Source organism: Kitasatospora nipponensis (genome assembly GCF_039528135.1).
Classification (GTDB): Bacteria; Actinomycetota; Actinomycetes; order Streptomycetales; family Streptomycetaceae; genus Kitasatospora; species Kitasatospora nipponensis.
The window spans coordinates 1-25,177 of record NZ_BAAALF010000089.1; the positions used below are offsets into that span (position 1 = coordinate 1).

Consider the following 25,177-nt stretch of genomic DNA (forward strand, 5'->3'; position numbering starts at 1 on the left):
CCACCGGCGGCACCCCCGGCACCGGCGCGGCAGGAGCACCGGGCGCACCGGGAGCGCTGGGCGCGCTGGGCGCGCCCGGGGTCCCGGGAGCACCGGGCAGACCCATCAGACCGGGCGGACCGTCGGTCGCCAGCACGGTCGGCGCGTACGCCACCGGCGGCACCCCCGGCACCGGCGCGGCAGGAGCACCGGGCGCACCGGGAGCACCCGGCAGACCCTCCGGCGGCGCCAGCACGGTGCGGGCGTGGTCGGCGGGGGCCGGCGGCACGGGCGGCGAGGCCGCGGCCACCCGGGCCGGCGGCGGCATCCGGACCGTCATCGCCTCCGGCGGGGTCCCCGGAGCGGGCACCGCGTCCTGGTCGTCGAACTCGGCCAGCAGCTGGTAGCCCTCGGGCAGCGCCACGGTGGCGCCCGCGGGGTCCAGGAACGCCTGCCGCTGGGGCTCGCGCTCCCAGCTCGGCGGCGGCGCGAGCATGGTCGGCGCGTCCCCGGCCGGACGGCCCGAGGCCGGCGGCGCGGTCAGCACGGCCGGCGGCGGCGCGTCGTTCACCGCAGGCGCGTCGTGCACCGGCGCCGGCGGCGGGTCGGCCACCGCGGCGGGCGCCACGGGCGCCGCCGGGGTCACGACGGGCGCGGCGGGCACGGCCGGCGCGGCGGGCGCAACGGGTGCGGGTGGCGGCGTGGCGTCGCCGGGCCGGGCCGCCTCGCGGGCGATCGCCGCCTCCCCCACCTCCTGCAGCCACTGCGGCGGGCTGAGCAGGAAGGAGGTCGCCTCGGCCGGGCCGGGCACCGGCTTGCCGGCCGCCGCGGCCCCGGTCGCGCCGACCGGCCGGCCGTACTCCTCCTCGTAGCGGCGGACCACCTCGTTGACCGGCAGCGGGGGCCAGAGCGTGCTCGCGCCGGTGTCCCGGGCGATCACCAGCTTGACCGCCCCGCCGTCCGAGGAGGGGCCGCCGGCCCGGTCCTCGGCCCAGCAGACGAATCCGAGATCGAACTCCCGCACCCGCACCTCGCGCTGCTGGAAGGGCGGTACACCGCCGTTGATCCAGTCAGTCGCCAGGTCCTGCGCCTGCGCGTACGTCACCATGCCCGGCCCGCTCCCGACTCGACCCTGTCCGACACCGCCACCGCTCCCCCGCCCGTACCCGTCATCCGCCCGGGCCTCACGGGACCGGTACCGCGCGGGCGAACCCGCCGTCCACCATCAGCTCCGCGACCGTCTCCAGCTCCGGCGGGCTGCCGGCCAGCCGGAGCAGGAAGTCGTCGAAGCTGTCGCCGCAGCGCAGCAGCAGCCGCCGGACCCGGTCGGCCGGGTCCTCGGGCGCGCCGGCGTCGCGGGCGTCGTCGTAGAGGCAGAACCAGACCGACCCGAGGTCGTCGCCGCGCACCTTGAGGGCGAGGATGCCGCCCTGCACGAAGGCGACGCCGAGGTAGTCCTTGGTCAGGTGGTCCCGCAGGCACTTGTTGACGTAGACCAGGTCCTCGACGCCGTACTCCTCGCTGAGCGTCAGGAACGGCTGGTCGAGCAGCAGGCCGAGCTCGGTGTCCAGGGCCACGCCCACCGGGCCGCGCCCGCCGGCCAGCTTGAGGAAGCTGCGGTAGGGGCCGGGCAGCCGGTAGCCCAGGCGCTCCTCGGCGGCCTGCAGCAGGTCCTCGCTGACGCTGACCGGCTCGGCGCCCTCCTTGGAGAGCGAGACGTGCATGGTCCGGTGCTCCTGCAGCGGGCGGGTGCCGCGGCGGCCGTGGTCGGCGGCCGAGCGGGCCAGCCCGCCGTGGTGCCGCAGCAGCGCCTTGACCTCGACCGGGACCAGCTCCATCCGCCGCCAGCCGGGCGCCGCCCCGCCGACCGCGTGGTGCCAGGTCCAGCCGGGCGGGGTGGCCACCGCGGACTCCTGGTCGGCCCAGAGCTCGTGGCCCTGGCTGAAGAGCGCGGCGTTGGCCGAGACGTAGTCGGTCAGCCGCAGCTCGTCCACGCCGAAGCCCTCCGGCGGGTCGGCGACCTCGGCGGCCGCGCGGGCGTACGGTCCGAAGTCCGGGTAGCCCTGGTCGTCCACCCGCACACCGGCCGGGTACTTCGCCGCGCGCACGGGGTCGGGAAAGTGGACCACCTGTCCCGCGTAGGCCGCGTTGGGCACGGCGGCGGCGCCGGGCCGACCTGTCGTCATCTGGAAGCCCCCACTGACTGAAGCTGATGTGCTGGGCACCAGGGTAAGTGGTCGGGCCGCCCCGCGGTCCCCCCGCCCGGGGTCCAATCGACCCGCTTCCCGCACCCGTGCCCGGCCGCGCCGCCCGGGGCGGCGCGCACCGGCCGCCGCTCAGCCGAGTGCCCTGCGCAACTCCTCGGCCACCCGGCCCTGCTGCTCCTCGGTGAGCTGCGGGAAGAGCGGCAGGGTGAGCAGTTCGGCGGCCGCCCGCTCGGCCCGCGGGAAGGCGCCGGCCCGGTGGCCCAGCGACCGGAAGGCCGGCTGCAGGTGGACCGGAACCGGGTAGTGCACGCCCGCGCCGATCCCGGCGGCGGTGAGCGCGGCCAGCACCGCGTCCCGGCGCCGGCCCGGCCGGTGACCCTCGCCCGGTCCGGGTGCGATCCGCACCGTGTAGAGGTGCCAGACGTGCTCGTTGCCCGGCCGCACCGCCGGCAGCCGCAGGCCCGGCAGGTCCGCCAGCAGCCGCCCGTAGCGCGTCGCCGCGCCGCGCCGGGCGGCGTTCCACTGCGGCAGGCGGCGCAGCTTGGCCCGCAGCACCACCGCCTGCACGCTGTCCAGGCGGGAGTTGAAGCCGAACCGCTCGTGCACGTACTTGACGGCCGAGCCGTGGTCGGCGATCAGCCGCACCGCCTCGACGAGCCGCTCGTCGGAGCCGAGCACCGCCCCGGCGTCGCCGTAGGCCCCCAGGTTCTTGCCCGGGTAGAAGCTGGTGGCCGCGGCCACCCCCCAGGCACCGGCCGGCACGCCGTGCTGGCTCGCCCCCTGGGCCTGCGCCGCGTCCTCGACCACCGGCAGCCCGCCGAACTCCTCGGCCAGTGCCAGCAGTTCGCGCATCGGTGCGAGCTGGCCGGTCAGGTGGACCGGCAGCAGCGCACCCACCGGCCGACCGGCCGACCGCTCGGCCACCAGGGCGGCCCGTGCGGCGGCCGGGTCGAGCAGCTGGAACTCGTCGTCCACGTCGGCCAGGACCGGCCGCAGTCCGGCCCGCACGACGGCCTCGGCGGTGGCCACGAAGGTGTTGGCCGGCAGCAGCACGCCGGCGCCCGGGGCGAGTTCGAGCGCGCGCAGCACCAGCTCCAGCGCGTCCGTGCCGTTCGCCGTCCCCACGCAGTGCCGCACGCCCGAGAAGGCCGCGTACTCCGCCTCGAAGGCCGCCACGTCCGGCCCCTTGACGTAGGCGGCCGAGGCCAGCACCCGCTCCAGACCCGCGCGCACCTCCTCGGCGACCTCCGCGTGTGCGGCCCGCAGGTCGACCAGCGGGATCGGCGGGGTCGGGGGGATCGGCGGGGTCGGCGGGATCGGCGGCTCGGCCATGGTCGACTCTCCCTTACTCGTCATCTCGTCATCTCGTCCTCCGGCGCCCGCCCGCCGCCGGTCAGCGGGCCAGGATCGTGCGCAACACACTCACCACATGGTCCTGCTGACGCTCCGTCAGAGCGTGGTAGAGCGGCAGGATCAGCGAGCGGGCGGTGATCAGCTCGGTGACCGGCAGCGGAACCCGGGCGGTGCCCCGGTAGGGCGCTTCGAGGTGGGCGGCCATGATGCCGCGCCGGGCCGCCACCCCGGCCGCGGCCAACTCGGCCAGCACCACGGCCCGGTCGGGCGCACCGGGGGGCAGCAGCAGCCAGCAGGACTGCAGGTTGCCGGCGCCGAACGGCGGGTCGACGACCAGGTGCTCACCCAGCTCACCGAGCAACCGCCGGTAGCGCTCGCCCAGTTCGCGGCGCCGGGCGACCATCGCGGGCAGCTTGCCCAGCTGCACCAGGCCGATCGCCGCCTGGATGTCGGTCATCCGGTAGTTGAAGCCGACCTCGTCGTAGGTCTCCAGCACGCTCGCGCCACCCGCCGTCGCATGCCGCTCGGCCGCCGAGACGCTCATCCCGTGCTCGCGCAACCGCCTTAGCCGGGCCGCCAGTTCACCGTCCCGGCAGGTCACCATGCCGCCCTCGCCGCAGGTCAGCAGCTTGCGCGGGTGGAAGGAGAAGGCGGCCAGCTCCGCCGTCGCGCCCACCGGACGGCCCCGGTAGCGCGAGCCGGCCGCGCAGGCGGCGTCCTCGACGACCGCGATGCCGCGCGGCGCGGCCAGCGCGGTCAGGGCGTCCAGGTCCACCGGCACCCCGCCCTGGTCGACCGCGAGCACCGCCCGGGTCCGGGCGCCCAGCAGCGGCCGCACGGTGTCGGGGGTGAGGTTGCCACCGGCCGGCTCCACGTCGGCGAAGACCGGCACCGCCCCCAGGTAGCGCACCGCGTTGGCGGTGGCGATGAAGGAGAGCGAGGGCAGCACCACCTCGTCGCCCGCGCCGACCCCGGCCCCGATCAGGGCCAGGTGCAGCGCCGTGGTGCAGGAGGAGACGGCCACCGCGTGCGGGACGCCCAGGTGTTCGGCGAAGGCCCGCTCGAAGGCGGCGACCCGCGGCCCCTGCGCCACCCAGCCGGAGCGGACCACCTCGGCGGCCGCCTGCGCCTCCTCCTCACCCAGCCAGGGCAGCATGACCGGGATCGTCGACGGCGGCGTGGGAGCCGCGGGCGGCGGGGACGACGGCGCCGGGGCGGACGACGGTTCGGGAATCGGCACGCTGGGCCCTCTCTCTACGGCTGCTGCTTCTCCTGCTCGCGCCACCAGGCGACCAGCTGGCGCAGCCCCTCGGCGAGCTCCACCCGCGGCTGCCAGCCCAGCTCGCGGGCGGCCGCCGAGATGTCGGCCAGCCGGCGGACCACGCCGCCCGCGGTCTCCCGGGCCGGCCCGTGCTCGACGTCCAGCGGGCTGTCCATCGCGGCCAGCAGGGCGTCCGCCAGGCCGCGCAGCGAGACCTCGGTGCCGGTGGCGATGTTGTAGACCCGGTCGGTGACCGGCGCCGCGGCCGCCAGCAGGTTGGCCCGGGCGATGTCCTCGGTGTGCACGAAGTCCATGGTCTGGGCGCCGTCACCGAAGATCAGCGGCGGCTGCCCGGCCGCGATCCGCTCCATCCAGCGGATGAAGACCTCGGTGTACCGGCCGTGCACGTCCATCCGCGGCCCGTAGACGTTGAAGTACCGCAGGGCCACGTAGTCGAGCCCGTACATCGCGTGGAAGCTGCGCAGCAGGCCCTCGTTGAAGACCTTGGCGGCGCCGTAGAGGGTGTCGTTGCGGTAGGGGTGCTGGCTCTCGGGGGTCGGGAAGGTGTCGGCCAGCCCGTAGACCGAGGCGGTGGAGGAGGCGATCACCTTGCGCACCCGGCACTCGGCGGCGGCCTCCACCACGTCGAAGGTGCCGTCGACCATGACCTCCAGCGCCAGGCGCGGCTCGGCGGCGCACTGGGTGATCCGGATCGCGGCCAGGTGGAAGAGCAGGTCGGTGGGCTCGCCGAGCAGTTCGCGCAGCAGCGCGCGGTCGCGGATGTCGCCCTGCACCACGGTCAGTCGGCCGGGCCCGGCGCGCCGGGCGGCCGACGCCAGGTTCTCCCGCCGGCCGCGGACCAGGTTGTCGAGCACCACCACCTCGCGGGCGCCGGCCGCGATCAGCTGGTCGACGACGGTGGAGCCGATGGTGCCGGCGCCGCCGGTCACCAGGCAGCGGGCACCCTCGACGGGAACGGAGGTCATCAGGCGGTGGCCCTCTCCGGGACGGGGTCGGGATACGGTTCGCGCACCGGCCCCACCCGCACCGGCACGGTGGCGCCGCCGAGTTGGAGGCTGAGCGAGGCGGCGTGCAGCAGTTGCAGCACCCGCAGGCCGGCCCGCCCGTCGGTCAGCGGCGCGCGGCCCTCGGTGATGGCGGCCGCGAACTCGGCCATCACGTTGCGCAGCGCCTCCTGCTCGACCAGCGCCGGCGCGACCATCTCGCCCACCCGGTAGGAGATCCGCGCCTGGTGGCGGATCTCGTCGGTGAGCTCCTCGGGCGGGGTGAGGTCCACCCCGCGGTCGTGCACCGCGAGCCGGGCCTGCGGGTTGAGGTCGTCCCAGACCAGGGTGCGCCGCGAGCCGCCGATCAGCGTGGTGCGCACCTTGGTGGGCGAGAGCCAGTTGACGTGGCAGTGGGCGAGCGCGCCGTTGCTCAGCCGCACGGTGAGGTAGGCCACGCAGGCCCGGCCCGCCCCGATCGGATCGGCGCCCTGGGCGCTGACCCCCACCGGCTCGACGCCCGGCGGCAGCACGAAGTCCAGGATCGACAGGTCGTGCGGGGCGAGGTCCCAGAGCACGTCCACGTCGGGCTGCACCAGACCGAGGTTGATCCGCACCGAGTCGAAGAACTGGATGTCGCCGATCTCCCCGCCGTGCACCAGCTCGCGGATCCGGCGGACCACCGGGGTGTAGCAGAAGGTGTGGTCGCACATCAGCACCAGGCCGCTGCGCTCGGCGAGTTCGACCAGCTCAGCGGCGTCCCGCGCGGTGGTGGTGATGGGCTTCTCGACCAGCACGTGCTTGCCGGCCTCCAGCGCCTCGCGGACCAGCCGGTAGTGCGCGGCGGCCGGGGTGGCGACGGCCACCGCGTGCACCCGCGGGTCGGCCAGCACCTCGGCGAACGAGGTGGTGTCCCGCACCGTGCTGTACTCGCCCAGCACCCGCCGGGACTTGGCCGGGTCCAGGTCGCAGAGCCAGTGCAGCCGCAGCGCCGGGGTCTGCTGGGCGTTGCGCACCAGGTTGGGTCCCCAGTAGCCGGCCCCGACCACCGCCAGCCCGATCCGGCCGCGGCCCAGCGGTCCGGGCGGCGCGTCCTCGACCGGCAGGGGCTCCGGCCGGCCCGGCGTCGGCACGTGCTCGCCCGGGGCCTCGTGCGCCTGCTCGGCCCGCGGGTCCCGCCGGGCCGGATGCACCGCGGCGACGGCCGTGCGGGCCGGCGGCCCCGAGGACGGTGGACTTCCCGGCAGTTGCGTCATCGCGACCCCCCTGGGCACCGCTCAGCCGCCCCCGACGGCTGTCGCTGCTGGAACGGTACCGGCGCCCGCCGCCCACCGCAGGGTGAATCCGGAAACCCGACCGCGTGATTGTGAACGACCTGTGGATTCACCACTCCGTCCGTACACCCTCCGGTACCCCGGGTGATCGACTGTCCGATTCGTTTGGCAGGCTGGGCCGCGCGCGGGAACGACCGACCGGCCGACCGCGCCCCGCAGCCGAGAGAGAAGGAGCAGCCGTGGACCTGCGTCGACCGACCCCGCGCCCGGGCGCCCCGCTGCTGCGCCACGAACGGGACAGCCTGCTGCCGGCGGTGGCCGCCGCGCTCTCGCTGCGCGGTGGCGAGGTGCACACGCTGGCCGGCCGCAAGGCCGACGAGCAGCCCCGGCTGCACCCGCTGGTCGGCGAGTTCCTGGACGCGCTGCCGATCGAGCAGCGCGAGCGCTTCACCGGCCGCTGCCCGGAGGCCGTGCTGCTCTCGCAGTACCTGGGCGCGGTCGACACCGGCCGCTCCAAGCGCGCGGCCAAGAAGCCCCTGAGCCTGCACGACGCGCGCAAGGCGCTGAAGGGCGCCAAGCTGACCACCGTGCGGATCCGCGAGCAGGACGACCCGGCGCACGGCACCCACGCGCCGCCGTGCCGCTCCTGCGCACCCCTGCTGGAGCACTTCACGGTGCAGAGCGTCGAGGTGGCACCGCGGCCCTGAGGGCCTGCGCACCACGGAAACCCCGGCAGGCCGCCGGGCCGCCGCACCCGCGCCGCACCCGTCCCTGTCCCCCGAGCCCGGAGCACCCCCTGAATCCGCTCGCCACACCCACCCCCGGTCCCACCCGCTCGCAGCCGCGCTTCTCCGCCGACGTCGCCGCCGCCCTCAAGCAGGCGGGCTGGCACCCCGGCCGCTGGGAGATCCGGCGCGCCGAGCAGTGGGCCGACGAACTGCTCGACCACCGCACCGCCGACGGCGTCCCGCACGCGGTCTTCCCGGCCGCCGTCGAGGCCTGGGCCGAGTTCGGCGGGCTCTCCTTCGACCTGGCCGGCGCCGGGCGCGACGTGGCCCGCACGCCGTTCCTGCTGGACCCGCTGCGCGGCCTGCACCTGCCGCGCACCCTGGCCGACCTGGGCCGGGCGCTGGACAGCAGGGTGGCCCCGCTGGGCGAGGAGTTGCACGGCCAGGCGCTGCTGGCGATCGACGAGGCCGGGCGGGTCTTCAGCCTCGACCACACCGGCGAGTGGTTCCTGGGCGCCGACCTGGACCAGGCGGTCTCCACCCTGGTCCTCGGCACCTGCCCCGAGCGCCTGCACACCGGGGCTTCCCCGAGCTGACGCGTCCACAGGTGTGAATATTTCCGGGGTGGTTGGTGATCACGGCGGTCGGCCCCACCACCCCGGCCGGAGCCCTGCCGCCGCGCGCTACACCAGCGGGTCGGGACGCACCGCGAGCCGTGAGGGCAGCAGGGCCTGCACCCGGAAACCGCCGTCCTGCTCGGGGCCGGCGGTGAAGCTGCCGCCCAGCGCCAGCACCCGCTCCTCCATCCCCACCAGCCCGTTGCCCCCGCTCGGCAGCCGCACCTGCTCACCCGCGCCGCTCGGGCAGTCGTTCACCACCGCCACCCGCACCCCGTTGGGCAGGTAGGCCAGCAGCACCGAGACCTGCGCCCCGCCGGCGTGCTTGTGGGCGTTGGTCAGCGCCTCCTGGACCACCCGGTAGGCGGTCTGCTCGGCCCCCGCGGTGTACGGCTGGCGGCTGCCGCTGACGGTGAGCGTGACCACCATCCCGGCCGCCTTGGACTGGTCCACCAGCCGGGGCAGCTCGGCCAGCTGGCCGGGGCCCTGCGCCACGGGTTCCTCGCTCATCCGCAGCACCCCGAGGATCTCGCGCAGCTCGTTGAGCGCCTGCCGTCCGGTCTCCGCCATCAGCTTGGCGCTCTGCGCGGCCCGCTCGGGGTCGCGCGCCACGATCCGCTCCACCGCGCCCGCGTGCACCACCATCAGGCTCACCCGGTGCGCCACCACGTCGTGCATCTCGCGGGCGATGCGGGTGCGCTCCTCCAGCCGGGCCCGCCGGGCCCGCTCGCTGGCCCGCTCGGCCAGCAGGTCCAGCTCCGCCTCCAGGCCGTGCGCCCGGTCCTTGAGCGACTCCACCAGCCGCCGGCGGGCTCCGATGTACAGGCCGGTGACCAGCGGCGGGACGGTCAGCCCGACCGCCACCAGCACCGCGATCAGCACGAAGACCCAGGTCGCCGGCGCCTGCTCGCCCGGCTGCGGATCGACGGCCAGGAACGAGAAGAGCGTCACCGCCAGGGTCTCCACGAAGACCACCGAGGAGAGCGCCAGCGCCCGGCGCCGGCGCGAGGGCCAGGTCCAGCTGACCGCCATCGTGTACAGCGCGACGATCAGCAGCACGATCCCGAAGAGACCGGGCACCAGGATCATCGAGACCAGCACCGGCACCACCGGCCAGCGCCGGCGCACCAGCAGGCTGGCCCCGCCCAGCGCGCCCACCACCGCGGCCGCCACCGCCCAGCCCAGGCCCAGGTGGAAGCGCTGCGCGGCCAGCGAGTACCCGCCCAGCGCACACTCCAGCGCGGCCAGCGCGGCCAGCGCGCAGTCCAGCAGCGCGCTGCGCCGCCGCGCCCACCACCACAAGCCGCGGTCCCGCGCGCCCACCCCAGGCGACATGCTCATACGCGACAGCCTATGTGAGCCCGTGCGCCCGGCCCCACCGAGTTCCACCACCCGGTGTCCGCCATCCGGCCACGACCACTGCGCAGGGCCCCCGCAACCTATGCTGGTCCGGTCGGACAGCGCGGTCCGCCGTTGCCGAACCCCACCACCCCAGGGAGCCAGCCGTGACCGCTCAGGTCCCCACCTCGGCCGACAACCCGAGTGCCGATCCGGCCGCCGACAATGCCGCCTTGCGCGCCGACATCCGCCGACTGGGCGATCTGCTCGGCGAGACGCTGGTCCGTCAGGAGGGTGCGGAGGTCCTGGGCCTGGTCGAGCAGGTCCGGCTGCTGAGCCGCACCGACGGCGAGGCCACCGCCGAACTGCTCTCCAACATCGACCTGGAGACCGCGGCCAAGCTGGTCCGGGCCTTCTCCACCTACTTCCACCTGGCGAACGTCACCGAGCAGGTGCACCGCGGCCGCGAGTTCGCCGCCCGCCGGGCCCGCGAGGGCTCGCTGCTCGCGCAGACCGCCGACCAGCTCGCCGACGCCGACCCCAAGCACCTGGCCGACACGCTGGCCAACCTGGCGGTCCGTCCGGTCTTCACCGCGCACCCCACCGAGGCCGCCCGCCGCAGCGTCCTCAACAAGCTGCGCCGGATCGGCGAGCTGCTCGAGCGTGTGCACCGCGAGCACGTGGCCGCCGGCTTCTCGCCCGCCGACCCGGTCCGGCACTCCTCCGCCAAGCGCTCGGCCGACCGGCGCCTGGCCGAGGTGATCGACCTGCTCTGGCAGACCGACGAGCTGCGGATCGCCCGCCCCGAGCCCACCGACGAGGCCCGCAACGCCGTCTACTACCTGGACGAGCTCTACCGCGAGGCCGTCCCGGAGGTGCTGGAGGAGCTGCACGAGGAGCTCGCCCGGGTGGGCCTGAGCCTGCCCGAGGGGGTGCGCCCGCTGACCTTCGGCACCTGGATCGGCGGCGACCGCGACGGCAACCCCAACGTCACCCCGCAGGTCACCTGGGACGTGCTCAACCTCCAGCACGAGTACGGCATCAAGGACGCCCTGGCGGCCGTCGACGACCTGCGCAACTCGCTCTCCACCTCGGTGCGCCTGGCCGGTGCCTCCGACGAGCTGCTCCAGTCGCTGGACACCGACCTCAAGCTGCTGCCCGAACTGAGCCCGCGCTACCGGCGGATGAACGCCGAGGAGCCGTACCGCCTGAAGGCCACCTGCGTGCGCCTCAAGCTGGAGAACACCCGCGAGCGGCTCGCCGCCGGCACCCCGCACATCGGCGGCCGCGACTACCTGGGCACCCGCGAACTGATCGCCGACCTGCGGCTGATCCAGGACTCGCTGCGCGCCCACCGCGGCGAGCTGATCGCCGACGGCCGGCTCGCCCGGGCGATCCGCACCGTGGAGGCGTTCGGCCTGCAGCTGGCCACCATGGACGTGCGCGAGCACGCCGAGGCGCACCACCACGCGCTCGGCCAGCTCTTCGACCGGCTCGGCGAGGAGGCCTGGCGCTACGCGGACATGCCGCGCGAGTACCGCCAGCGGCTGCTCGCCAAGGAGCTGCGCTCGCGCCGCCCGCTGGCGCCCACCCCGGCCCCGCTGGACGCCGCGGGCACCAAGACGCTGGGCGTCTTCACCACCATCCGCGAGGGCTTCGAGCGGTTCGGCGACGAGATCGTCGAGAGCTACATCATCTCGATGTGCCAGGGCGCGGACGACGTCTTCGCCGCCGCCGTGCTGGCCCGCGAGGCCGGCCTGATCGACCTGCACGCCGGCATCGCCACCATCGGCATCGTGCCGCTGCTGGAGACCACCGACGAGCTGCAGCAGGCCGACCGGATCCTGGAGGAGATGCTCTCCGACCCCTCCTACCGCCTGCTGGTCTCGCTGCGCGGGGACGTCCAGGAGGTCATGCTCGGCTACTCGGACTCCTCCAAGTTCGGCGGCATCACCACCTCGCAGTGGGAGATCCACCGCGCCCAGCGCCGGCTGCGCGACGTGGCGCACCGCTACGGCATCCGGCTGCGGCTCTTCCACGGCCGCGGCGGCACGGTCGGCCGCGGCGGCGGCCCCTCGCACGAGGCGATCCTGGCCCAGCCCTGGGGCACCCTGGAGGGCGAGATCAAGGTGACCGAGCAGGGCGAGGTGATCTCCGACAAGTACCTGCTGCCCTCGCTGGCCCGGGAGAACCTGGAACTCACCCTCTCCGCCACGCTGGCCGCCTCCGCCCTGCACACCGCCCCGCGCCAGGCCCCCGAGGAGCTGGCCCGCTGGGACGCGGCGATGGACCAGGTCTCGCAGGCCGCGCACACCTCCTACCGGGGGCTGGTCGAGCAGGAGGACCTGCCGAAGTACTTCTTCGCCGCCACCCCGGTCGACCAGCTCGCCTCGCTGCACCTGGGCTCGCGCCCCTCGCGCCGGCCCGACTCCGGCGCCGGCCTGGACGGCCTGCGGGCCATCCCGTGGGTCTTCGGCTGGACCCAGTCGCGGCAGATCGTGCCCGGCTGGTACGGCGTCGGCTCCGGGCTGGCGGCCGCCCGCGCGGCCGGTCTGGGCGACGTGCTGACCGAGATGTACGGCCAGTGGCACTTCTTCCAGAACTTCCTGTCCAACGTCGCCATGACGCTGGCCAAGACCGACCTGCGGATCGCCCGGCACTACGTCGAACAGTTGGTCCCGGCCGAACTGCACCACGTCTTCGACCAGATCACCGCCGAGCACGAGCTGACGCTGCGCGAGGTGCTGCGGCTGACCGGCGAGAGCGAGCTGCTGGAGCACCACCCGGTCCTGAAGCAGACCTTCGCGGTCCGCGACGCCTACCTGGACCCGATCTCCTACCTCCAGGTGGCGCTGCTGCGCCGCCAGCGCGAGGTGCTCGCCGACGGCCGCACCGAGGACCCGCTGCGGGCCCGCGCGCTGCTGCTGACGGTCAACGGCATCGCGGCCGGACTGCGCAACACCGGCTGACGCCGGCGCGAAACGCCGTGGGGGCCGCTCGAACGTCGAGCGGCCCCCACGGCGTTTCCCGTTTCCTGCTGGACGTTGCCCGGCGTTTCCTGCCGTTGCCCGGCGTCTCCCGGCCGGGGCTCTCAGGCCGTCGGGGGGCCGTCCGTGCGCTCGGCGCGGCGGCGCTTGAGCCACATCGCCCCGCCCCCGCCGGCGAGCAGCAGCCCGCCGGCCACCGCGCCGAGTCCGGCGTTGCCGCCGATCGAGCTGATGAACGTACCGGTGAGCTCGTCGGTCGAGGGCCCCGCGCTCGGGGTGGGGTCGGGCGAGGGCGAGGAGGCGTCGACCAGTTGGGCGTCCACCGGCGGCGCGGCGGCCCCCGGTGCGGCCTGGCGGGCCCGGCCGGTGCTCCGCGAGCCGCCGGCGAAGGCCGCGGTGCGGGTGGCGGAGACCGAGGTGGAGGGCGAGGGGGTCGCCGTGGGGCACCCGCTGGGCGGCGCGGTGGCCGAGCCGGTGACGGCCGGGTGCACGGTGGCCGGCGGGGTCCCGGTGGTGGCCGAGGGTGAGACACCCGGCGCGGCGGCCGGTGAGGGCGTGCCGCCGGGCACCGGCGGGCAGCTCTCGGCGGGGGTGGCCGGCGCCGATGCGGCGGCCGAAGGGGTCGGGGCGGCCGGGGCCGTGCTGGGCGCCGGCAGCGGCGGGCGCACGGTGGGCGCGGCCGGGGCAGGCGGCACCACGGCCGCCGGCAGGCTGGTGGTGGGTGACGGGCTGGGGGTGGGGCTGGCGCTCGCCGACGGCGAGGACGCCCCTCCCGGGTCGGCCCACGCGGGTGCGGCGCCGCTCAGCAGCAGCGCTCCGGCCACCAGAATCCAACCGCCGGCCCTGTGTGCCGTGCTCAACCGCGCCGCGCCCACCAACGCCCCGCCTTCCCGAAGTCCGGGTCGACCGTACCCGATGGGCCCCACCGCTCCGACACGGGACCGGGGGCCGTGAGGAAGAGTTGTACGAACGTTGCGCTGCCGGTCACAGACCGGCCGCCCGGCCCGGGAGCAGACGGCGGATCAGGAGTTGTAGGTGCCCTGGGCCCGCTCCAGACCCTCCGTCAGCAGCGCCTCGACGGCGTCGGCCGCCCGGTCCACGAACCAGTCCAGCTCCTTGCGCTCGGTGGAGGAGAAGTCCTTGAGGACGAAGTCCGCCACCTCCATCCGGCCCGGCGGGCGGCCCACCCCGCAGCGCACCCGGTGGTAGCCGGGGCCGAGCGCCTTGGTGATCGACTTGAGGCCGTTGTGCCCGTTGTCGCCGCCGCCCAGCTTGAGCCGCAGGACCGCGTAGTCCAGGTCCAGCTCGTCGTGGACCGCCACCAGGGACTCGGTCGGCGCCTTGTAGAAGTCCCGCAGCGCGCTGACCGGCCCGCCGGAGAGGTTCATGAAGGTCATCGGCTTGGCCAGCACCACCCGCTGCCCGCCGATCCGCCCCTCGGCCACCTGGGCGCGGCTCTTGTGCGCCTTGAAGCGGGCGCCGATCCGCTGGGCCAGCAGGTCGGCCACCATGAAGCCGATGTTGTGCCGGTTGCGGGCGTGGCCCTCGCCGGGGTTGCCCAGGCCCACGACCAGCCAGGGACCCGTGTACTCGTCAGACATCTGCGCGCTCCTTCTGCCACTTCTTCTCATGATGGCGGGCATGCCGCTGCCCCGGCCCCCGCGCGGGCGGGAGTCGGGGCAGCGGTGAGGATCTACCGGGTCGCGTGGACCAGGGGGGGAGGCTCAGGCCTCGGCGGCGGCCTCGTCGGCAGCGGCCTCGTCGGCGTCGGCCTGCGAGGCCTGGGCGCCGATGACCTGCAGCACGACGGTGTCGGCCTCGACGGCCAGCGTGGTGCCCTTGGGCAGCGCGATGTCGCCGGCCAGGATGGAGGCGCCGGCCTCCAGGCCCTCGACCGAGACGGTGACGGACTCGGGCAGGTGGGTGGCCTCGGCCTCGACCGGCAGCGCGTTCAGCACGTGCTCGAGCAGGTTGCCGCCCGGGGCCAGCTCGCCCTCGGTCAGCACCGGGATCTCGACGGTGACCTTCTCGCCGCGCTTGACCAGCAGCAGGTCGACGTGCTCGATGGAGCGCTTGATGGCCTCGCGCTGGACGGCCTTCGGCAGGACGAACTCGTCCTTGCCCTCGATCGGGACGACCAGCAGGGCGTTCGGGGTCTTGAGCGCCATCATCAGGTCGTGGCCGGGCAGGTTCAGGTGAACCGGAGCGTGGCCGTGACCGTAGACGACACCGGGGACGAAGCCGGCACGGCGGGCGCGGCGGGCGGCACCCTTGCCGAACTCGTTGCGGGGCTCGGCGGCAAGGCGGATCTCGGACACGACTGCACTCCTCGGGAGACTGGCACGGGGGTGCAGGCGGCACTCGTACGGTGGTCATACGAGGCCCGGAAAGCTGTGAAGCCGCCGGGACCACACCCTCAAGATTTTTGGGGGGTCGCTCGGCGGCGGGACGTCCCTGCCGGTGGTCCGGAATCCGGCCACGGCAGCGCGTCGATCACGGAGCAGGCGCCTGGACGGGCGCACGGCATCCCTCGCCGAGCAGTCTCAAGAGTCTAACCGCACCCGTCGTCAACCGTGAAATCGGCCCCGGCGCCAGGAGCGCCGGGGCCGACGGGCCTGACGGCCCCTCAGAAGAGCATCGGTCAGTGCACACCCTCGAAGAGGCTGGTCACCGAGCCCTCCTCGAAGACCTCGCGGATCGCCGCGGCGATCGAGGGGGCGATGGAGAGCGTGGTGACCTTGTCCATCTGGAGGTCGGCCGGGCAGGGCAGCGTGTTGGTGAAGACGAACTCGCTGACCCGGGAGTTCTTCAGCCGGTCCGCGGCGGGGCCCGAGAGCACGCCGTGGGTGGCCGCCACGATGACGTCCGCGGCACCGGCGTCGAAGAGCGCGTCGGCGGCGGCGCAGATCGTGCCGGCGGTGTCGATCATGTCGTCGACCAGGACGCAGACCCGGCCCTTGACGTCACCGACCACCTCGGCCGACAGGATGGTGTTGGCCTGGCTCATGTCCCGGCGCTTGTGGATGATCGCCAGCGGGGCGTCCAGCCGGTCGCACCACTGGTCGGCGACCTTCACCCGGCCGGCGTCCGGCGACACGATGGTCAGCTTGGAGCGGTCGACCTTCTCGCCCAGGTAGTCGGCGAGCAGCGGCAGCGCGAACAGGTGGTCCACCGGGCCGGCGAAGAAGCCCTGGATCTGCGCGGTGTGCAGGTCCACGGCCATGATCCGGTCGGCGCCGGCCTGGGCCAGCAGGTCGGCCACCAGGCGGGCCGAGATCGGCTCGCGGCCCAGGTGCTTCTTGTCCTGGCGGGCGTAGCCGTAGAACGGCAGGATCGCCGTGATGCTCCGCGCGGAGGCCCGCTTCAGAGCGTCGATCATGATCAACTGCTCCATGATCCACTGGTTGATCGGAGCCGTGTGGCTCTGCATCACAAAGCAGTCCGCCCCCCGGGCGGACTCCAGGAAGCGGACGTAGATCTCGCCGTTGGCGAATTCGAAGGCCTTGGTCGGGACGAGTTCGGTGCCGAGCGCCGCGGCCACCTCCTTCGCCAGCTCAGGGTGGGCACGGCCGGAGAAGAGCTTCAGCTTCTTCTCACCCGACGTCGTGATCCCGCTCACTGCACCGTCTCCTCGTGTTGCTGCCGCATGGTTCCGCCGCGCCGCACCCGGGTGGCGTTGCCACCCGGGTCGGTGTTCGACGGAGGATTGGGTGCGCCTCAGCACGGGCTACAGCCCCACGGCGCACGTATGTACTCCAGGTTACGCGCCCGCTCGCGAAGCGTCCGTCCCGGGAGGTCCGCTCAGGCCTCCCGGGAGTCCGCTCAGGCCTCCTGCTGCTCTGCGAGCGCGGCCGCCGCGGCCTCGGCGGAAGCAGTACCGGGGCGCTTGCGCGCCACCCAGCCCTCGATGTTGCGCTGCCGTGCGCGGCTCACGCCGAGCGCGCCCGGGGGCACGTCGGAGTCGATCACGGAGCCCGCGCCGGTGTAGGCGCCGTCACCGATCGTGACCGGCGCGACGAACATGTTGTCGGACCCGATCCGGGCGTGCGCGCCCACCACCGTGCGGTTCTTGTTGACCCCGTCCCAGTTGGCGGTGACGCAGGCCGCGCCGATGTTGGCGCCCTCACCGATGGTCGCGTCGCCCATGTACGACAGGTGCGGCACCTTGGCGCCCGCCCCGATCGAGGACTTCTTGACCTCCACGAAGGTGCCGACCTTGCCGCGCTCGCCGAGCTCCACCCCGCCGCGCAGGTAGGCGTACGGACCCACGGTGGCGCCCGCGCCGATGGTCGCCCGCTCGATCGTGGCGTTGCTCACCACCGCGCCGGCGCCCACCACGGCGTCGGTCAGCGTGCTGTTCGGGCCGACCTGGCAGCCCTCGGCCAGGTGGGTGGCGCCGTGCAGCTGGGTGCCCGGCAGCACGACCGCGTCCGGCTCGTAGCTGACCTGTACGTCCATCCAGGTGGTGGCCGGGTCCACGACCGTGACGCCGGCGCGCATCGCCCGCTCCAGCAGCCGGTCGTTGAGCAGCCGGCGGGCCTCGGCGAGCTGGACCCGGTCGTTGATGCCCAGGATGTCGCGGTAGTCGGTGGCGACCATGGCGCCGACCCGGTGCCCGGCCGAACGCAGGATCTCCAGCGTCTCGGTCAGGTACTCCTCGCCCTGCACGTTGTCGGTGCCGATCCGGGTCAGCGCGTCGGCCAGCAGCTTGCCCTCGAAGGCGTAGACGCCGGAGTTGATCTCGTGGATCGCGCGCTGCTCGGCGCCGGCGTCGCGGTGCTCGACGATCCGGGTCACCGAGCCGTCCTCTGCGTCGCGCACGATCCGGCCGTAGCCGGTGGGGTCGGGGACCTCGGCAGTCAGCACGGTCACGCCGTTGCCCCGGGCCGCGTGCTCCTCGGCCAGCGCGCGCAGGGTCTCGGCGGGCAGCAGCGGGGTGTCGCCGTAGGTGACGATGACGGTGCCGTCCAGCGTGATCCCGGCGGCGGCCAGCGCCTCGACGGCGATCCGCGCGGCGTGGCCGGTGCCGTGCTGCTGCTCCTGGACCACCGCGCGCACGTCCGGGCAGGTGGCGCTCAGGTGGTCGGCGACCAGTTCCTTGAGATGGCCGATCACCACCACCAGGTGCTGCGGGGCGAGCTCCTGCGCGGTGGCCACGGCGTGGCCCACCAGGCTCCGGCCGCAGATCGGGTGCAGCACCTTCGGCAGGGCCTTGGACTTCATCCGGGAGCCCTCGCCGGCGGCGAGCACGATGACGGCGGCAGGGTGGTTGGCACTCACGCGGGAGGCTCCTCGATCGGTTCACAGGGAGGGCGGCGCCCGACCGAAGCCCAGGCCAGTGGCCCATCCGCACGAACAGCCGAGCTTGATTGAGGATACCCGCGAACCACCAGGGGCTTAGCTCCGCCGCTAGGACTCGAACCTAGACAAAGGCCTTCAAAGGGCCCCGTGCTGCCATTACACCACGGCGGATCGGCCGTCAATCCACGGTTCCCGCACAGTCCTGGGCCGCCGGCACCAGGCTCTCAGGAGCCGAGCACAGCCTACGGGTTGCGGCGTCCGAGCTCCACCACCATTGCGGGCCCGGGCCGCGGGGCCCGCGCGCCCCGCCGCCCCCCCGCCACCGCGATCCGCCACCCGACAGTCACCTCTCGGACGCCGAGCGTGCTCCCCCGGGCGGCCGTGAGGTGCTTCCCTTGGAGTGCCGCGCAACTTACGATGCCGTAAGTTACGCAGACGTAGGCTCCGACCGCCGCACCGGCGCCGTCCCCCCATCCCGACCAGCTCCCATCCCGCTCCTTTCCCTCGAGGGACGCCCCATGACCATCCAGGCCAGCGAAGCGCGCCCCAGCGCCGAACCCACCGTCACCCCCGCCTCACAGATCTCCGCCACGCTCGGCGGCGAGAAGCAGGGCCTGCCCGAGCGCCTCGCGCTGGGCCTGTTCATCGCGGTGCCCTTCCTGGCCCTGGTCGCCGCCGTGCCGGTGGCCTGGGGCTGGGGCCTGGGCTGGACCGACCTGGCCATCGCGACGGTCATGTACTTCACCGCCTGCCACGGCATCACGGTCGGGTTCCACCGCTTCTTCACGCACCGCTCCTTCAAGACCAACCGGGCGCTCAAGATCGCCCTCGCGGTGGCCGGCAGCCTGGCCATCGAGGGTCCGGTGGTGCGCTGGGTCGCCGACCACCGCAAGCACCACAAGTTCTCCGACAAGGACGGCGACCCGCACTCGCCGTGGCGCTACGGCGAGACGGTGCCCGCGCTGCTCAAGGGCCTGTGGTGGGCGCACATGGGCTGGCTCTTCGACACCGAGCAGACCCCTCAGCACATCTACGCCCCCGACCTGGTCAAGGACCGCGACATCCGCGCGGTCTCCCGGCTCTTCTGGCTCTGGACCACCCTGTCGATGCTGCTGCCGCCGCTGGTCGGCGGGCTGGTCAGCTGGTCCTGGCAGGGCGCGCTGACCGCCTTCTTCTGGGGCTCGCTGGTGCGGGTCGCGCTGCTGCACCACGTCACCTGGTCGATCAACTCGATCTGCCACGCGATCGGCGCGCGCCCCTTCCGTTCCCGCGACCGCTCGGGCAACGTCTGGTGGCTGGCGGTGCTCTCCTGCGGCGAGTCCTGGCACAACCTGCACCACGCCGACCCGACCTCGGCCCGGCACGGGGTGCTGCGCGGCCAGGTGGACTCCTCCGCCCGGCTGATCCGCTGGTTCGAGCAGGCCGGCTGGGCGCGGGACGTCCGCTGGCCCGACGCCGGGCGCATTGACGCCCGGCGCACCGCATGACCCGTCGTCTACAGCATGATGGAGGGGTGAACGGGAGCAACGGAGACACCGCAGACGGCCACCGCCCGCCCTCGCGAGCCGCGGCCGGTCAGGGAGTCGCCGCCCGCACCGGCTCCGGGGGCGCCCCCGCCCGGCGCGGCCGGGGCGGCCGGGTCCGGATGACGGGCAAGCAGCGCCGCGAACAGCTGCTCGACATCGGGCGCTCGGTCTTCGCCGAGCGCGGCTACGACGGCACCTCGGTGGAGGAGATCGCCGAGCGGGCGGGCGTCTCCAAGCCGGTGGTCTACGAGCACTTCGGGGGCAAGGAGGGGCTCTACGCGGTGGTGGTCGACCGCGAGATGCAGCTGCTGCTCGACATGGTGACCGGCGCGCTGACCGGCGGGCACTCGCGCGAGCTGCTGGAGCAGGCCGCCTTCGCGCTGATGGACTACATCGACACCTCGACCGACGGCTTCAAGATCCTGGTCCGGGACTCGCCGGTGGCCCAGTCCACCGGCACCTTCGCCTCGTTGATCAGCGACATCGCCACCCAGGTCGAGGACATCCTCGGCCTGGAGTTCAAGGCCCGCGGCTTCGACGCCCGGCTCGCGCCGATGTACTCGCAGATGCTGGTGGGCATGGTGGCCCTGACCGGCCAGTGGTGGCTCGAGGTGCGCAAGCCGCAGAAGGCCGAGGTGGCCGCCCACCTGGTCAACCTGGCCTGGCACGGCCTGGAGGGGATGGAGCGGCACCCCAAGCTGGTCGGCGACCGGCAGAACTGACCGGACCGGCCGCGGGGCGCGGGTGCCCGCACGGTCCGGTCGCCGGCCGTTCGCCGTCCGGCGGCTTTCTCGACGTCAAGAGGCTTCATATCGACAGAACCACCGATACACTGATCGACATGGAGGACGAGGTCGACCGCCTGGTCGCAGCATGGCGCCGAGAGCGCCCCGACCTCGACGTGCAACCACTGCAGGTGCTCAGCCGGGTCAGCCGGCTCGCCCGCCACCTGGACCGGGCCCGCCGCACCGCCTTCGCCGAGCACGGCCTGGAGCCCTGGGAGTTCGACGTGCTGACGGCGCTTCGCCGGGCCGGCGAGCCCTACCAGCTCTCGCCGGGGCAACTGCTCACCCAGACCCTGGTCACCTCGGGCACCATGACCAACCGGATCGACCGCCTCGCCGGCAAGGACCTGGTCCAGCGGCTGCCCGACCCCGACGACCGGCGCGGGGTGCTGGTGCGCCTGACCCGCTCGGGGCAGGAGAAGGCCGACCAGGCCCTGGCCGGTCTGCTCGCGCACGAGCGCGAGTTGCTCGCCGAGCTGACCGGCGGCCAGCAGGCCGAGCTGGCGTCGCTGCTGCGGCAGCTGGTCGCCCCGTTCGACAACATCCCGGGCTGACCCGCCCGACCCGACCGACGACCCGCGCCGACCCGCGCCGACCCGACAGGCCGTCACCCGCCCGGCGGGAAGCTCGGAGCGGCGGGCGGGGAGCGGTGGGCGGGGCGGGGCTCAGAAGCCGTCCGGGTAGGGCGCCGCCAGCGCCGGCACCGGAGCCGGTACCTGCTGCGGGCCCTGGTACTCCGGCAGCAGCTCCGCCAGCCGGCGGCGCACCTCCGCGTCCCCGTTGTCCGCCGCCGCCTCGTAGAGGGCGGTCAGGCCCCCCGCCAGGTCGTCCGGGCGCTGCCCGGCGCCGGCCTCGGTGGCGTGGATCCGCGGGTGCTCGGTGGGCAGCCGCCGCTCGCCCTGCGAGAAGAGCGCCTCGTTCAGCTTCTCGCCGCTGCGCAGACCGGTGTAGCGGATCTCCACCTCCGGCGCGCCCAGACCCCCGCTCAGCTGCACCTGGCGGGCGAAGTTGTGCACCAGGTCGACGATCCGCACCGGCTCGCCCATGTCGAGCACGAAGACCTCCCCGCCGCGGGCGAGCCGGCCCGACTCCAGCACCAGGCCGACCGCCTCCTCGATGGTCATGAAGAACCGCGTGACGTCCGGGTGGGTGACCGTCACCGGGCTGCCGCTGCGCAGCTGCTCGGCCAGCACCGAGAGCAGCGAACCGCGCGAGCCGAGCACGTTGCCGAAGCGCACCGCGCAGAAGACCCCGGTGCCCAGAGCCCGGGCGTCGCGGGCGTTGGCCTGCACGATCAGCTCGGCCAGCCGCTTGCTGGCGCCCAGCACCGAGGTGGGGTCGGCCGCCTTGTCGGTGGAGATCAGCACGAAGCGCTCCACCCCGGCCGCCAGCGCCGCCTCCACCAGGTGGTCGGTGCCCAGCACGTTGGACTTCACCGCCTCCGAGGGGTGGCGCTCCAGCAGCGGCAGGTGCTTGTGCGCGGCGGCGTGGAAGACCACCTCGGGCTTGAGGTCGCGGAAGATCTGCTGGATCCGCCGGCGGTCGCGGATGTCGGCGATCACCAGGCTGTCGTCCATGAGCAGCGCCTCGCCCCAGATCTCCAGTTGCAGGCGGTGCAGGTTGGACTCGTCGTGGTCCAGCATGAAGAGCTCGGCCGGGCCGAAGGCGTGCACCTGGCGGCAGAGCTCGCTGCCGATCGAGCCGCCGGCCCCGGTCACCAGGACCCGCTTGCCCTCGACCACCGCGCGCACGTCCGGCGAGACCACGTGCACCTCGGGCCGTCCGATCAGCCGGTTGACGTCCAGGCCGCGCAGGTCGGAGCCGACCGCCTCGCGGCGCAGCGCGGCCAGGAAGGACGGCAGGTAGCGCACGGCGGCGCCGGCCGCGGCGGCCGCGGCCGCCAGCGCGCGCACCCGCTGCGGCAGCAGCCCGGGGATCGCCAGCACCACCACCTGGACCCGGTGGCGCAGCGCGAGGCCGGTCAGCTCGGCGAGCGGGCCGAGCACCGGCAGGCCGTCGACCTGGCGGGCCGCCTTGGCCTCGTCGTCGTCCAGCAGGCCCACCGGGCGCAGGCCGAACTCCGGGGTCCGGGCGAGGTCGCGGACCAGCGCGCTGCCGGCCGCGCCGGCTCCGACGACCAGGGTCCGCAGCCCGTCGCCCGGCCCCTCCCACGGGAGGCGTGACGGGTGGGGGCGGACGGCATCGTGGGACGGCGACATCGGATCCTCCGGTTTCCCTGACCTGGGTCGAGCTGGGCCGAGCCGGGTGGACTCGGCTGCGGCGCCCGCGGGGCGCCGGGGTGGGGGTTGCGCTCCGGGGCGCGGGCGCGAGTGCCGTGGGTACCGGCGGGAGCGCCGGACCTGCGGGCGGCCGCACGCGGGGAGCGGGTGCCCGCGGCGGGGACCGTGGAGCAGCGGGGCGGTGCGGTGGGGCCGGTGCGGTGGGGGTGCGGCGGTGAGGGTGTGGTGCGGCGCTGCGGGTGGGACGGGTGGTGCTGGTGGTGCGGCGGGCCGACGGCGTGGCTCAGTCGGCCCGCAGTTCCGGGGCGGGCGGGACCGCGGCGGGCGAACCGGCGGGCGCGGGCGGCTCGGCCGGGCCGACCCCCGCCCGGCGGGCGAGCGCCACCGCCGCGAGGGTGGAGTGCACGCCCAGCTTGCCCAGCACGTTCTGCATGTGGGTGCGGACGGTGTGCGGCGAGAGGTAGAGCCGCTCGGCCACGGCCTGCCGGCCCAGCCCCGCCACCATGCAGCGCAGCACCTGCTTCTCGCGCGGGGTGAGCGAGTCGACCAGCCGCTCGCTCTCGGTACGGTCGCGGCGGGCGGTGGTCAGCTCCCGCACCACCCCGGTGAGCAGGGTGGGCGGCAGGTGGGTCTCGCCGCGCAGGACGCCGCGCAGGACGGTCACCAGCCGGGTCAGCGAACTCTCCTTGGCGACCCAGCCCGCCGCTCCCGCGTACAGCGCCCGCACCGCGCGCCGCGGGTCCTCCTCCGCCGCCAGCACCACGGCCCGCAGGCCCGGGTAGCTGTGGCAGGAGCGGCCCAGCAGCGTGATGCCGTCCACCGGGCGGCGCACGGCCGACTGCTGCTGGTCCGCGGTGAGCACCGGCACCCCGGCCGTCCGTGACGGGGCGAGCGCGCTGCCGGCCCGGCGTGGTGCCGGCACCACGCCGACCCCGCGCCGCACGACCGGCACGGCGCCGCTCTCCGGGTCGGCCGCGGGCCGGGGACGGCGGGGCGGGCCGACCGCGACCCCGGTGGTACCCAGGTCGGCGTCGACCAGCAGGACGTCGAAGGGGCGGCCCTCGGCGACCGCGCGCTCCAGCGCGTGCTCGGCGGCGGCCGCGCTGCCGGCCGCTCCCACCTCGATCTCCGGCTCGGCGGAGAGCGCCGTCGCGAGTGCTTCGGCGAAGATGCGGTGGTCGTCGACCACCAGGACGCGGATCCGCCCCATCTCGGTGTCCCCCCTGCTCCGGCGCCGGCCCCCACCGATACCGGACTCAGCGTACGGGGTGGCGGGCCGGCTCGTGGGGGTTTGGTGAAGTTCCGTCAGATTCGCTCTGGTCCGGGAACCTTGGCCGCATCACCGGTCGGGAACGCGCAGGACGGCCCGCCCGGGGCGTCCCGACCGGGCAGGGCCCGACGAGCGGCCCTAGATGTCCTGGAGGTCCTGGAGGTCCTGGACGCTCTGGAGCCGGCGGGCGCCGGCCCCCGCGGTCACCGTGAAGGCGACCGGCGCGCGGTGGCCGGCCTCCCGGAAGGCGTCGAGGACGGCCTGCTCGACCCGCTGAGTGGCCTCGCGCGGCACCAGTGCGATCACCGAGCCGCCGAAGCCGCCGCCGGTCATCCGGGCGCCCAGCGCGCCCGCTTCGACCGCACTGGCGACCGCCAGGTCGGTCTCCGCGCAGGAGACCCTGAAGTCGTCGCGCAGCGAGGCGTGCCCGTCCGTCAGGATCGGGCCCAGTGCGGCCGTGTCCCCCGCGCCGAGCAGCGCCACCGCCTGCGTCACCCGCTCGTTCTCGGTCACCACGTGGCGCACCAGCGGCCCCAGCTCGGCCGGCAGGCGGTCCAGCGCGGCGGGCAGCTGCCCGGGCGTCAGATCGCGCAGCGCGGCCAGCCCCAGCAGCTCGGCCGCCCCTTCGCAGCCGGCCCGCAGCGCGGCGTAGGCGCCGTCGCCCAGGTCGTGCTTGACCCGGGTGTCGATCACCAGCAGCTCCAGCCCCTGGTCGGCCGGTGCGAACGGCACCTGGCGCCCGCTCAGGTCGCGGGTGTCCAGGAAGAGCGCGGCGCCCTGCGCGCAGCAGGCCGACGCCATCTGGTCCATCACCCCGCACGGCACCCCGACGAAGAGGTTCTCCGCACGCTGGGCGAGCAGCGCCAGGGCCGCCGCGTCGAGGTCCAGGCCGTGCAGGTCGCGGTAGACCACCGCCACCGCCACCTCCAGGGCCGCCGAGGAGGACAGGCCCGCGCCGGTCGGCACCTCGCTGTCGAAGTACAGGTCCGCGCCGCCCACCGGGTGGCCGTCCTCGAGCAGTGCCCACACCACGCCGGCCGGGTAGCTGGCCCAGCCGGCCACCGCGCCCGGCTTGAGGTCGGCCGCCACCAGGTCGGTGATCCGGCCGTCGCCCTGCGCGCTGTAGAGCCGCAGCCGGCCGTCCTCGCGGAGCCGGGCGGCCACCCGGACCGCCTGCGGGAGAGCGATCGGCATGACGAACCCGTCGTTGTAGTCGGTGTGTTCACCGATCAGGTTCACCCGGCCGGGCGCCGCCCAGACCCCGGTGGGGGCGGCGCCGAAGATCTGCTCGAAGGCGTCTTTCACGT

General features: G+C 74.7%; 20 protein-coding genes, 1 tRNA gene and 1 pseudogene. 6 read left to right on the plus strand and 16 right to left on the minus strand.

The genetic code is table 11. The features are described 5' to 3' along the window. The 6 genes and pseudogenes from ABD323_RS23050 to ABD323_RS23075 form a co-directional block, all read right to left on the minus strand. Positions 1-1,087 (minus strand): annotated as a pseudogene (locus tag ABD323_RS23050) (SUKH-4 family immunity protein); the annotation flags it as partial. 76 nt (positions 1,088-1,163) lie between these two features. Beyond that, a complete protein-coding gene (locus ABD323_RS23055; RefSeq protein ID WP_344443804.1) occupies positions 1,164-2,165 on the minus strand; it encodes an HNH endonuclease in 1,002 nt (333 codons plus the stop codon). 150 nt (positions 2,166-2,315) lie between these two features. Further along, positions 2,316-3,542 carry a DegT/DnrJ/EryC1/StrS family aminotransferase gene (locus tag ABD323_RS23060; RefSeq protein ID WP_344443805.1) on the minus strand — a complete coding sequence of 409 codons (1,227 nt, stop codon included), beginning with the start codon at positions 3,540-3,542 and terminating at the stop codon, positions 2,316-2,318. A 37-nt stretch (positions 3,543-3,579) separates the two neighbouring features. Then, on the minus strand, positions 3,580-4,695 hold the full coding sequence (locus ABD323_RS23065) for a DegT/DnrJ/EryC1/StrS family aminotransferase (RefSeq protein WP_344443806.1): 1,116 nt from the start codon (positions 4,693-4,695) through the stop codon (positions 3,580-3,582). Positions 4,696-4,793: 98 nt separating this feature from the next. Then, positions 4,794-5,786 carry an SDR family NAD(P)-dependent oxidoreductase gene (locus ABD323_RS23070; RefSeq protein ID WP_344443807.1) on the minus strand — a complete coding sequence of 331 codons (993 nt, stop codon included), beginning with the start codon at positions 5,784-5,786 and terminating at the stop codon, positions 4,794-4,796. Further along, positions 5,786-7,060, minus strand: coding sequence for a Gfo/Idh/MocA family protein (locus tag ABD323_RS23075; protein WP_344443808.1), 1,275 nt, complete (start codon positions 7,058-7,060; stop codon positions 5,786-5,788). Before ABD323_RS23075 ends, ABD323_RS23070 begins: the two co-directional genes overlap by 1 nt. A 257-nt stretch (positions 7,061-7,317) precedes the next feature. Between ABD323_RS23075 and ABD323_RS23080 the strand changes: the two genes are divergently transcribed. Both ABD323_RS23080 and ABD323_RS23085 read left to right on the plus strand, forming a co-directional pair. Next, positions 7,318-7,785, plus strand: a complete 468-nt coding sequence (locus ABD323_RS23080) for a YwqJ-related putative deaminase (protein WP_344443809.1) — start codon at positions 7,318-7,320, stop codon at positions 7,783-7,785. 89 nt (positions 7,786-7,874) lie between these two features. After that, complete coding sequence (locus ABD323_RS23085) at positions 7,875-8,402, plus strand: SUKH-3 domain-containing protein (RefSeq protein ID WP_344443829.1); 528 nt, start codon at positions 7,875-7,877, stop codon at positions 8,400-8,402. An 87-nt stretch (positions 8,403-8,489) separates the two neighbouring features. On the opposite strand, the gene ABD323_RS23090 is transcribed toward ABD323_RS23085, so the two are convergent. After that, positions 8,490-9,764, minus strand: coding sequence for a sensor histidine kinase (locus tag ABD323_RS23090; RefSeq protein WP_344443810.1), 1,275 nt, complete (start codon positions 9,762-9,764; stop codon positions 8,490-8,492). Between the two features lie 230 nt (positions 9,765-9,994). On the opposite strand from ABD323_RS23090, the gene ppc reads away from it, so the two are divergent. Beyond that, entirely contained in the window at positions 9,995-12,730 is a 2,736-nt protein-coding gene (gene ppc / locus ABD323_RS23095; protein ID WP_425556124.1) for a phosphoenolpyruvate carboxylase, read from the plus strand. 122 nt (positions 12,731-12,852) lie between these two features. On the opposite strand, the gene ABD323_RS23100 is transcribed toward ppc, so the two are convergent. The 6 genes from ABD323_RS23100 to ABD323_RS23125 all read right to left on the minus strand — a co-directional run bounded on the left by ABD323_RS23100 (position 12,853) and on the right by ABD323_RS23125 (position 18,220). Further along, on the minus strand, positions 12,853-13,572 hold the full coding sequence (locus tag ABD323_RS23100; protein ID WP_344443812.1) for a hypothetical protein: 720 nt from the start codon (positions 13,570-13,572) through the stop codon (positions 12,853-12,855). Positions 13,573-13,770: 198 nt separating this feature from the next. After that, positions 13,771-14,349, minus strand: coding sequence for an aminoacyl-tRNA hydrolase (pth, locus tag ABD323_RS23105; RefSeq protein ID WP_344443813.1), 579 nt, complete (start codon positions 14,347-14,349; stop codon positions 13,771-13,773). A 123-nt stretch (positions 14,350-14,472) separates the two neighbouring features. Further along, positions 14,473-15,066: a 50S ribosomal protein L25/general stress protein Ctc gene (locus ABD323_RS23110; RefSeq protein WP_344443814.1), complete on the minus strand. Its 594-nt coding sequence runs from the start codon at positions 15,064-15,066 to the stop codon at positions 14,473-14,475. Positions 15,067-15,389: 323 nt separating this feature from the next. Further along, a complete protein-coding gene (locus ABD323_RS23115) occupies positions 15,390-16,367 on the minus strand; it encodes a ribose-phosphate diphosphokinase (protein WP_344443815.1) in 978 nt (325 codons plus the stop codon). Between the two features lie 203 nt (positions 16,368-16,570). Next, positions 16,571-18,028, minus strand: a complete 1,458-nt coding sequence (glmU, locus tag ABD323_RS23120) for a bifunctional UDP-N-acetylglucosamine diphosphorylase/glucosamine-1-phosphate N-acetyltransferase GlmU (protein WP_344443816.1) — start codon at positions 18,026-18,028, stop codon at positions 16,571-16,573. A gap of 121 nt (positions 18,029-18,149) precedes the next feature. Beyond that, positions 18,150-18,220: transfer RNA gene (locus tag ABD323_RS23125), tRNA-Gln, on the minus strand. Between the two features lie 347 nt (positions 18,221-18,567). Here ABD323_RS23125 and ABD323_RS23130 point away from each other — a divergent pair. The 3 genes from ABD323_RS23130 (at position 18,568) to ABD323_RS23140 (ending at position 20,914) form a co-directional block, all read left to right on the plus strand. Further along, a complete protein-coding gene (locus ABD323_RS23130) occupies positions 18,568-19,536 on the plus strand; it encodes an acyl-CoA desaturase (RefSeq protein ID WP_344443817.1) in 969 nt (322 codons plus the stop codon). Positions 19,537-19,694: 158 nt separating this feature from the next. After that, positions 19,695-20,297 (plus strand): TetR family transcriptional regulator, encoded by a 603-nt coding sequence (locus ABD323_RS23135; protein ID WP_344443830.1) that lies wholly within the window; start codon positions 19,695-19,697, stop codon positions 20,295-20,297. 119 nt (positions 20,298-20,416) lie between these two features. After that, positions 20,417-20,914 carry a MarR family winged helix-turn-helix transcriptional regulator gene (locus ABD323_RS23140; RefSeq protein ID WP_344443818.1) on the plus strand — a complete coding sequence of 166 codons (498 nt, stop codon included), beginning with the start codon at positions 20,417-20,419 and terminating at the stop codon, positions 20,912-20,914. Positions 20,915-21,025: 111 nt separating this feature from the next. Here the strand turns inward: ABD323_RS23140 and ABD323_RS23145 are convergent, their stop codons facing one another. The 3 genes from ABD323_RS23145 to galK all read right to left on the minus strand — a co-directional run bounded on the left by ABD323_RS23145 (position 21,026) and on the right by galK (position 25,175). Next, positions 21,026-22,579, minus strand: coding sequence for a polysaccharide biosynthesis protein (locus ABD323_RS23145; protein ID WP_344443819.1), 1,554 nt, complete (start codon positions 22,577-22,579; stop codon positions 21,026-21,028). A gap of 304 nt (positions 22,580-22,883) precedes the next feature. Continuing rightward, complete coding sequence (locus ABD323_RS23150) at positions 22,884-23,810, minus strand: LuxR C-terminal-related transcriptional regulator (RefSeq protein ID WP_344443820.1); 927 nt, start codon at positions 23,808-23,810, stop codon at positions 22,884-22,886. Between the two features lie 198 nt (positions 23,811-24,008). Further along, entirely contained in the window at positions 24,009-25,175 is a 1,167-nt protein-coding gene (gene galK, locus ABD323_RS23155; protein WP_344443821.1) for a galactokinase, read from the minus strand. Positions 25,176-25,177 lie beyond the last annotated feature (2 nt).

Coding starts and splice junctions, on each gene's coding strand:
- ABD323_RS23055 (WP_344443804.1), bottom strand. CDS start 2,165: ATGACGACAGGTCGGCCCGGCGCCGCCGCCGTGCCCAACGCGGCCTAC.
- ABD323_RS23060 (WP_344443805.1), bottom strand. CDS start 3,542: ATGACGAGTAAGGGAGAGTCGACCATGGCCGAGCCGCCGATCCCGCCG.
- ABD323_RS23065 (WP_344443806.1), bottom strand. CDS start 4,695: ATGCTGCCCTGGCTGGGTGAGGAGGAGGCGCAGGCGGCCGCCGAGGTG.
- ABD323_RS23070 (WP_344443807.1), bottom strand. CDS start 5,786: ATGACCTCCGTTCCCGTCGAGGGTGCCCGCTGCCTGGTGACCGGCGGC.
- ABD323_RS23075 (WP_344443808.1), bottom strand. CDS start 7,060: ATGACGCAACTGCCGGGAAGTCCACCGTCCTCGGGGCCGCCGGCCCGC.
- ABD323_RS23090 (WP_344443810.1), bottom strand. CDS start 9,764: ATGAGCATGTCGCCTGGGGTGGGCGCGCGGGACCGCGGCTTGTGGTGG.
- pth (WP_344443813.1), bottom strand. CDS start 14,349: ATGTCTGACGAGTACACGGGTCCCTGGCTGGTCGTGGGCCTGGGCAAC.
- ABD323_RS23130 (WP_344443817.1), top strand. CDS start 18,568: ATGACCATCCAGGCCAGCGAAGCGCGCCCCAGCGCCGAACCCACCGTC.
- ABD323_RS23135 (WP_344443830.1), top strand. CDS start 19,695: ATGACGGGCAAGCAGCGCCGCGAACAGCTGCTCGACATCGGGCGCTCG.
- ABD323_RS23140 (WP_344443818.1), top strand. CDS start 20,417: ATGGAGGACGAGGTCGACCGCCTGGTCGCAGCATGGCGCCGAGAGCGC.
- ABD323_RS23145 (WP_344443819.1), bottom strand. CDS start 22,579: ATGTCGCCGTCCCACGATGCCGTCCGCCCCCACCCGTCACGCCTCCCG.
- ABD323_RS23150 (WP_344443820.1), bottom strand. CDS start 23,810: ATGGGGCGGATCCGCGTCCTGGTGGTCGACGACCACCGCATCTTCGCC.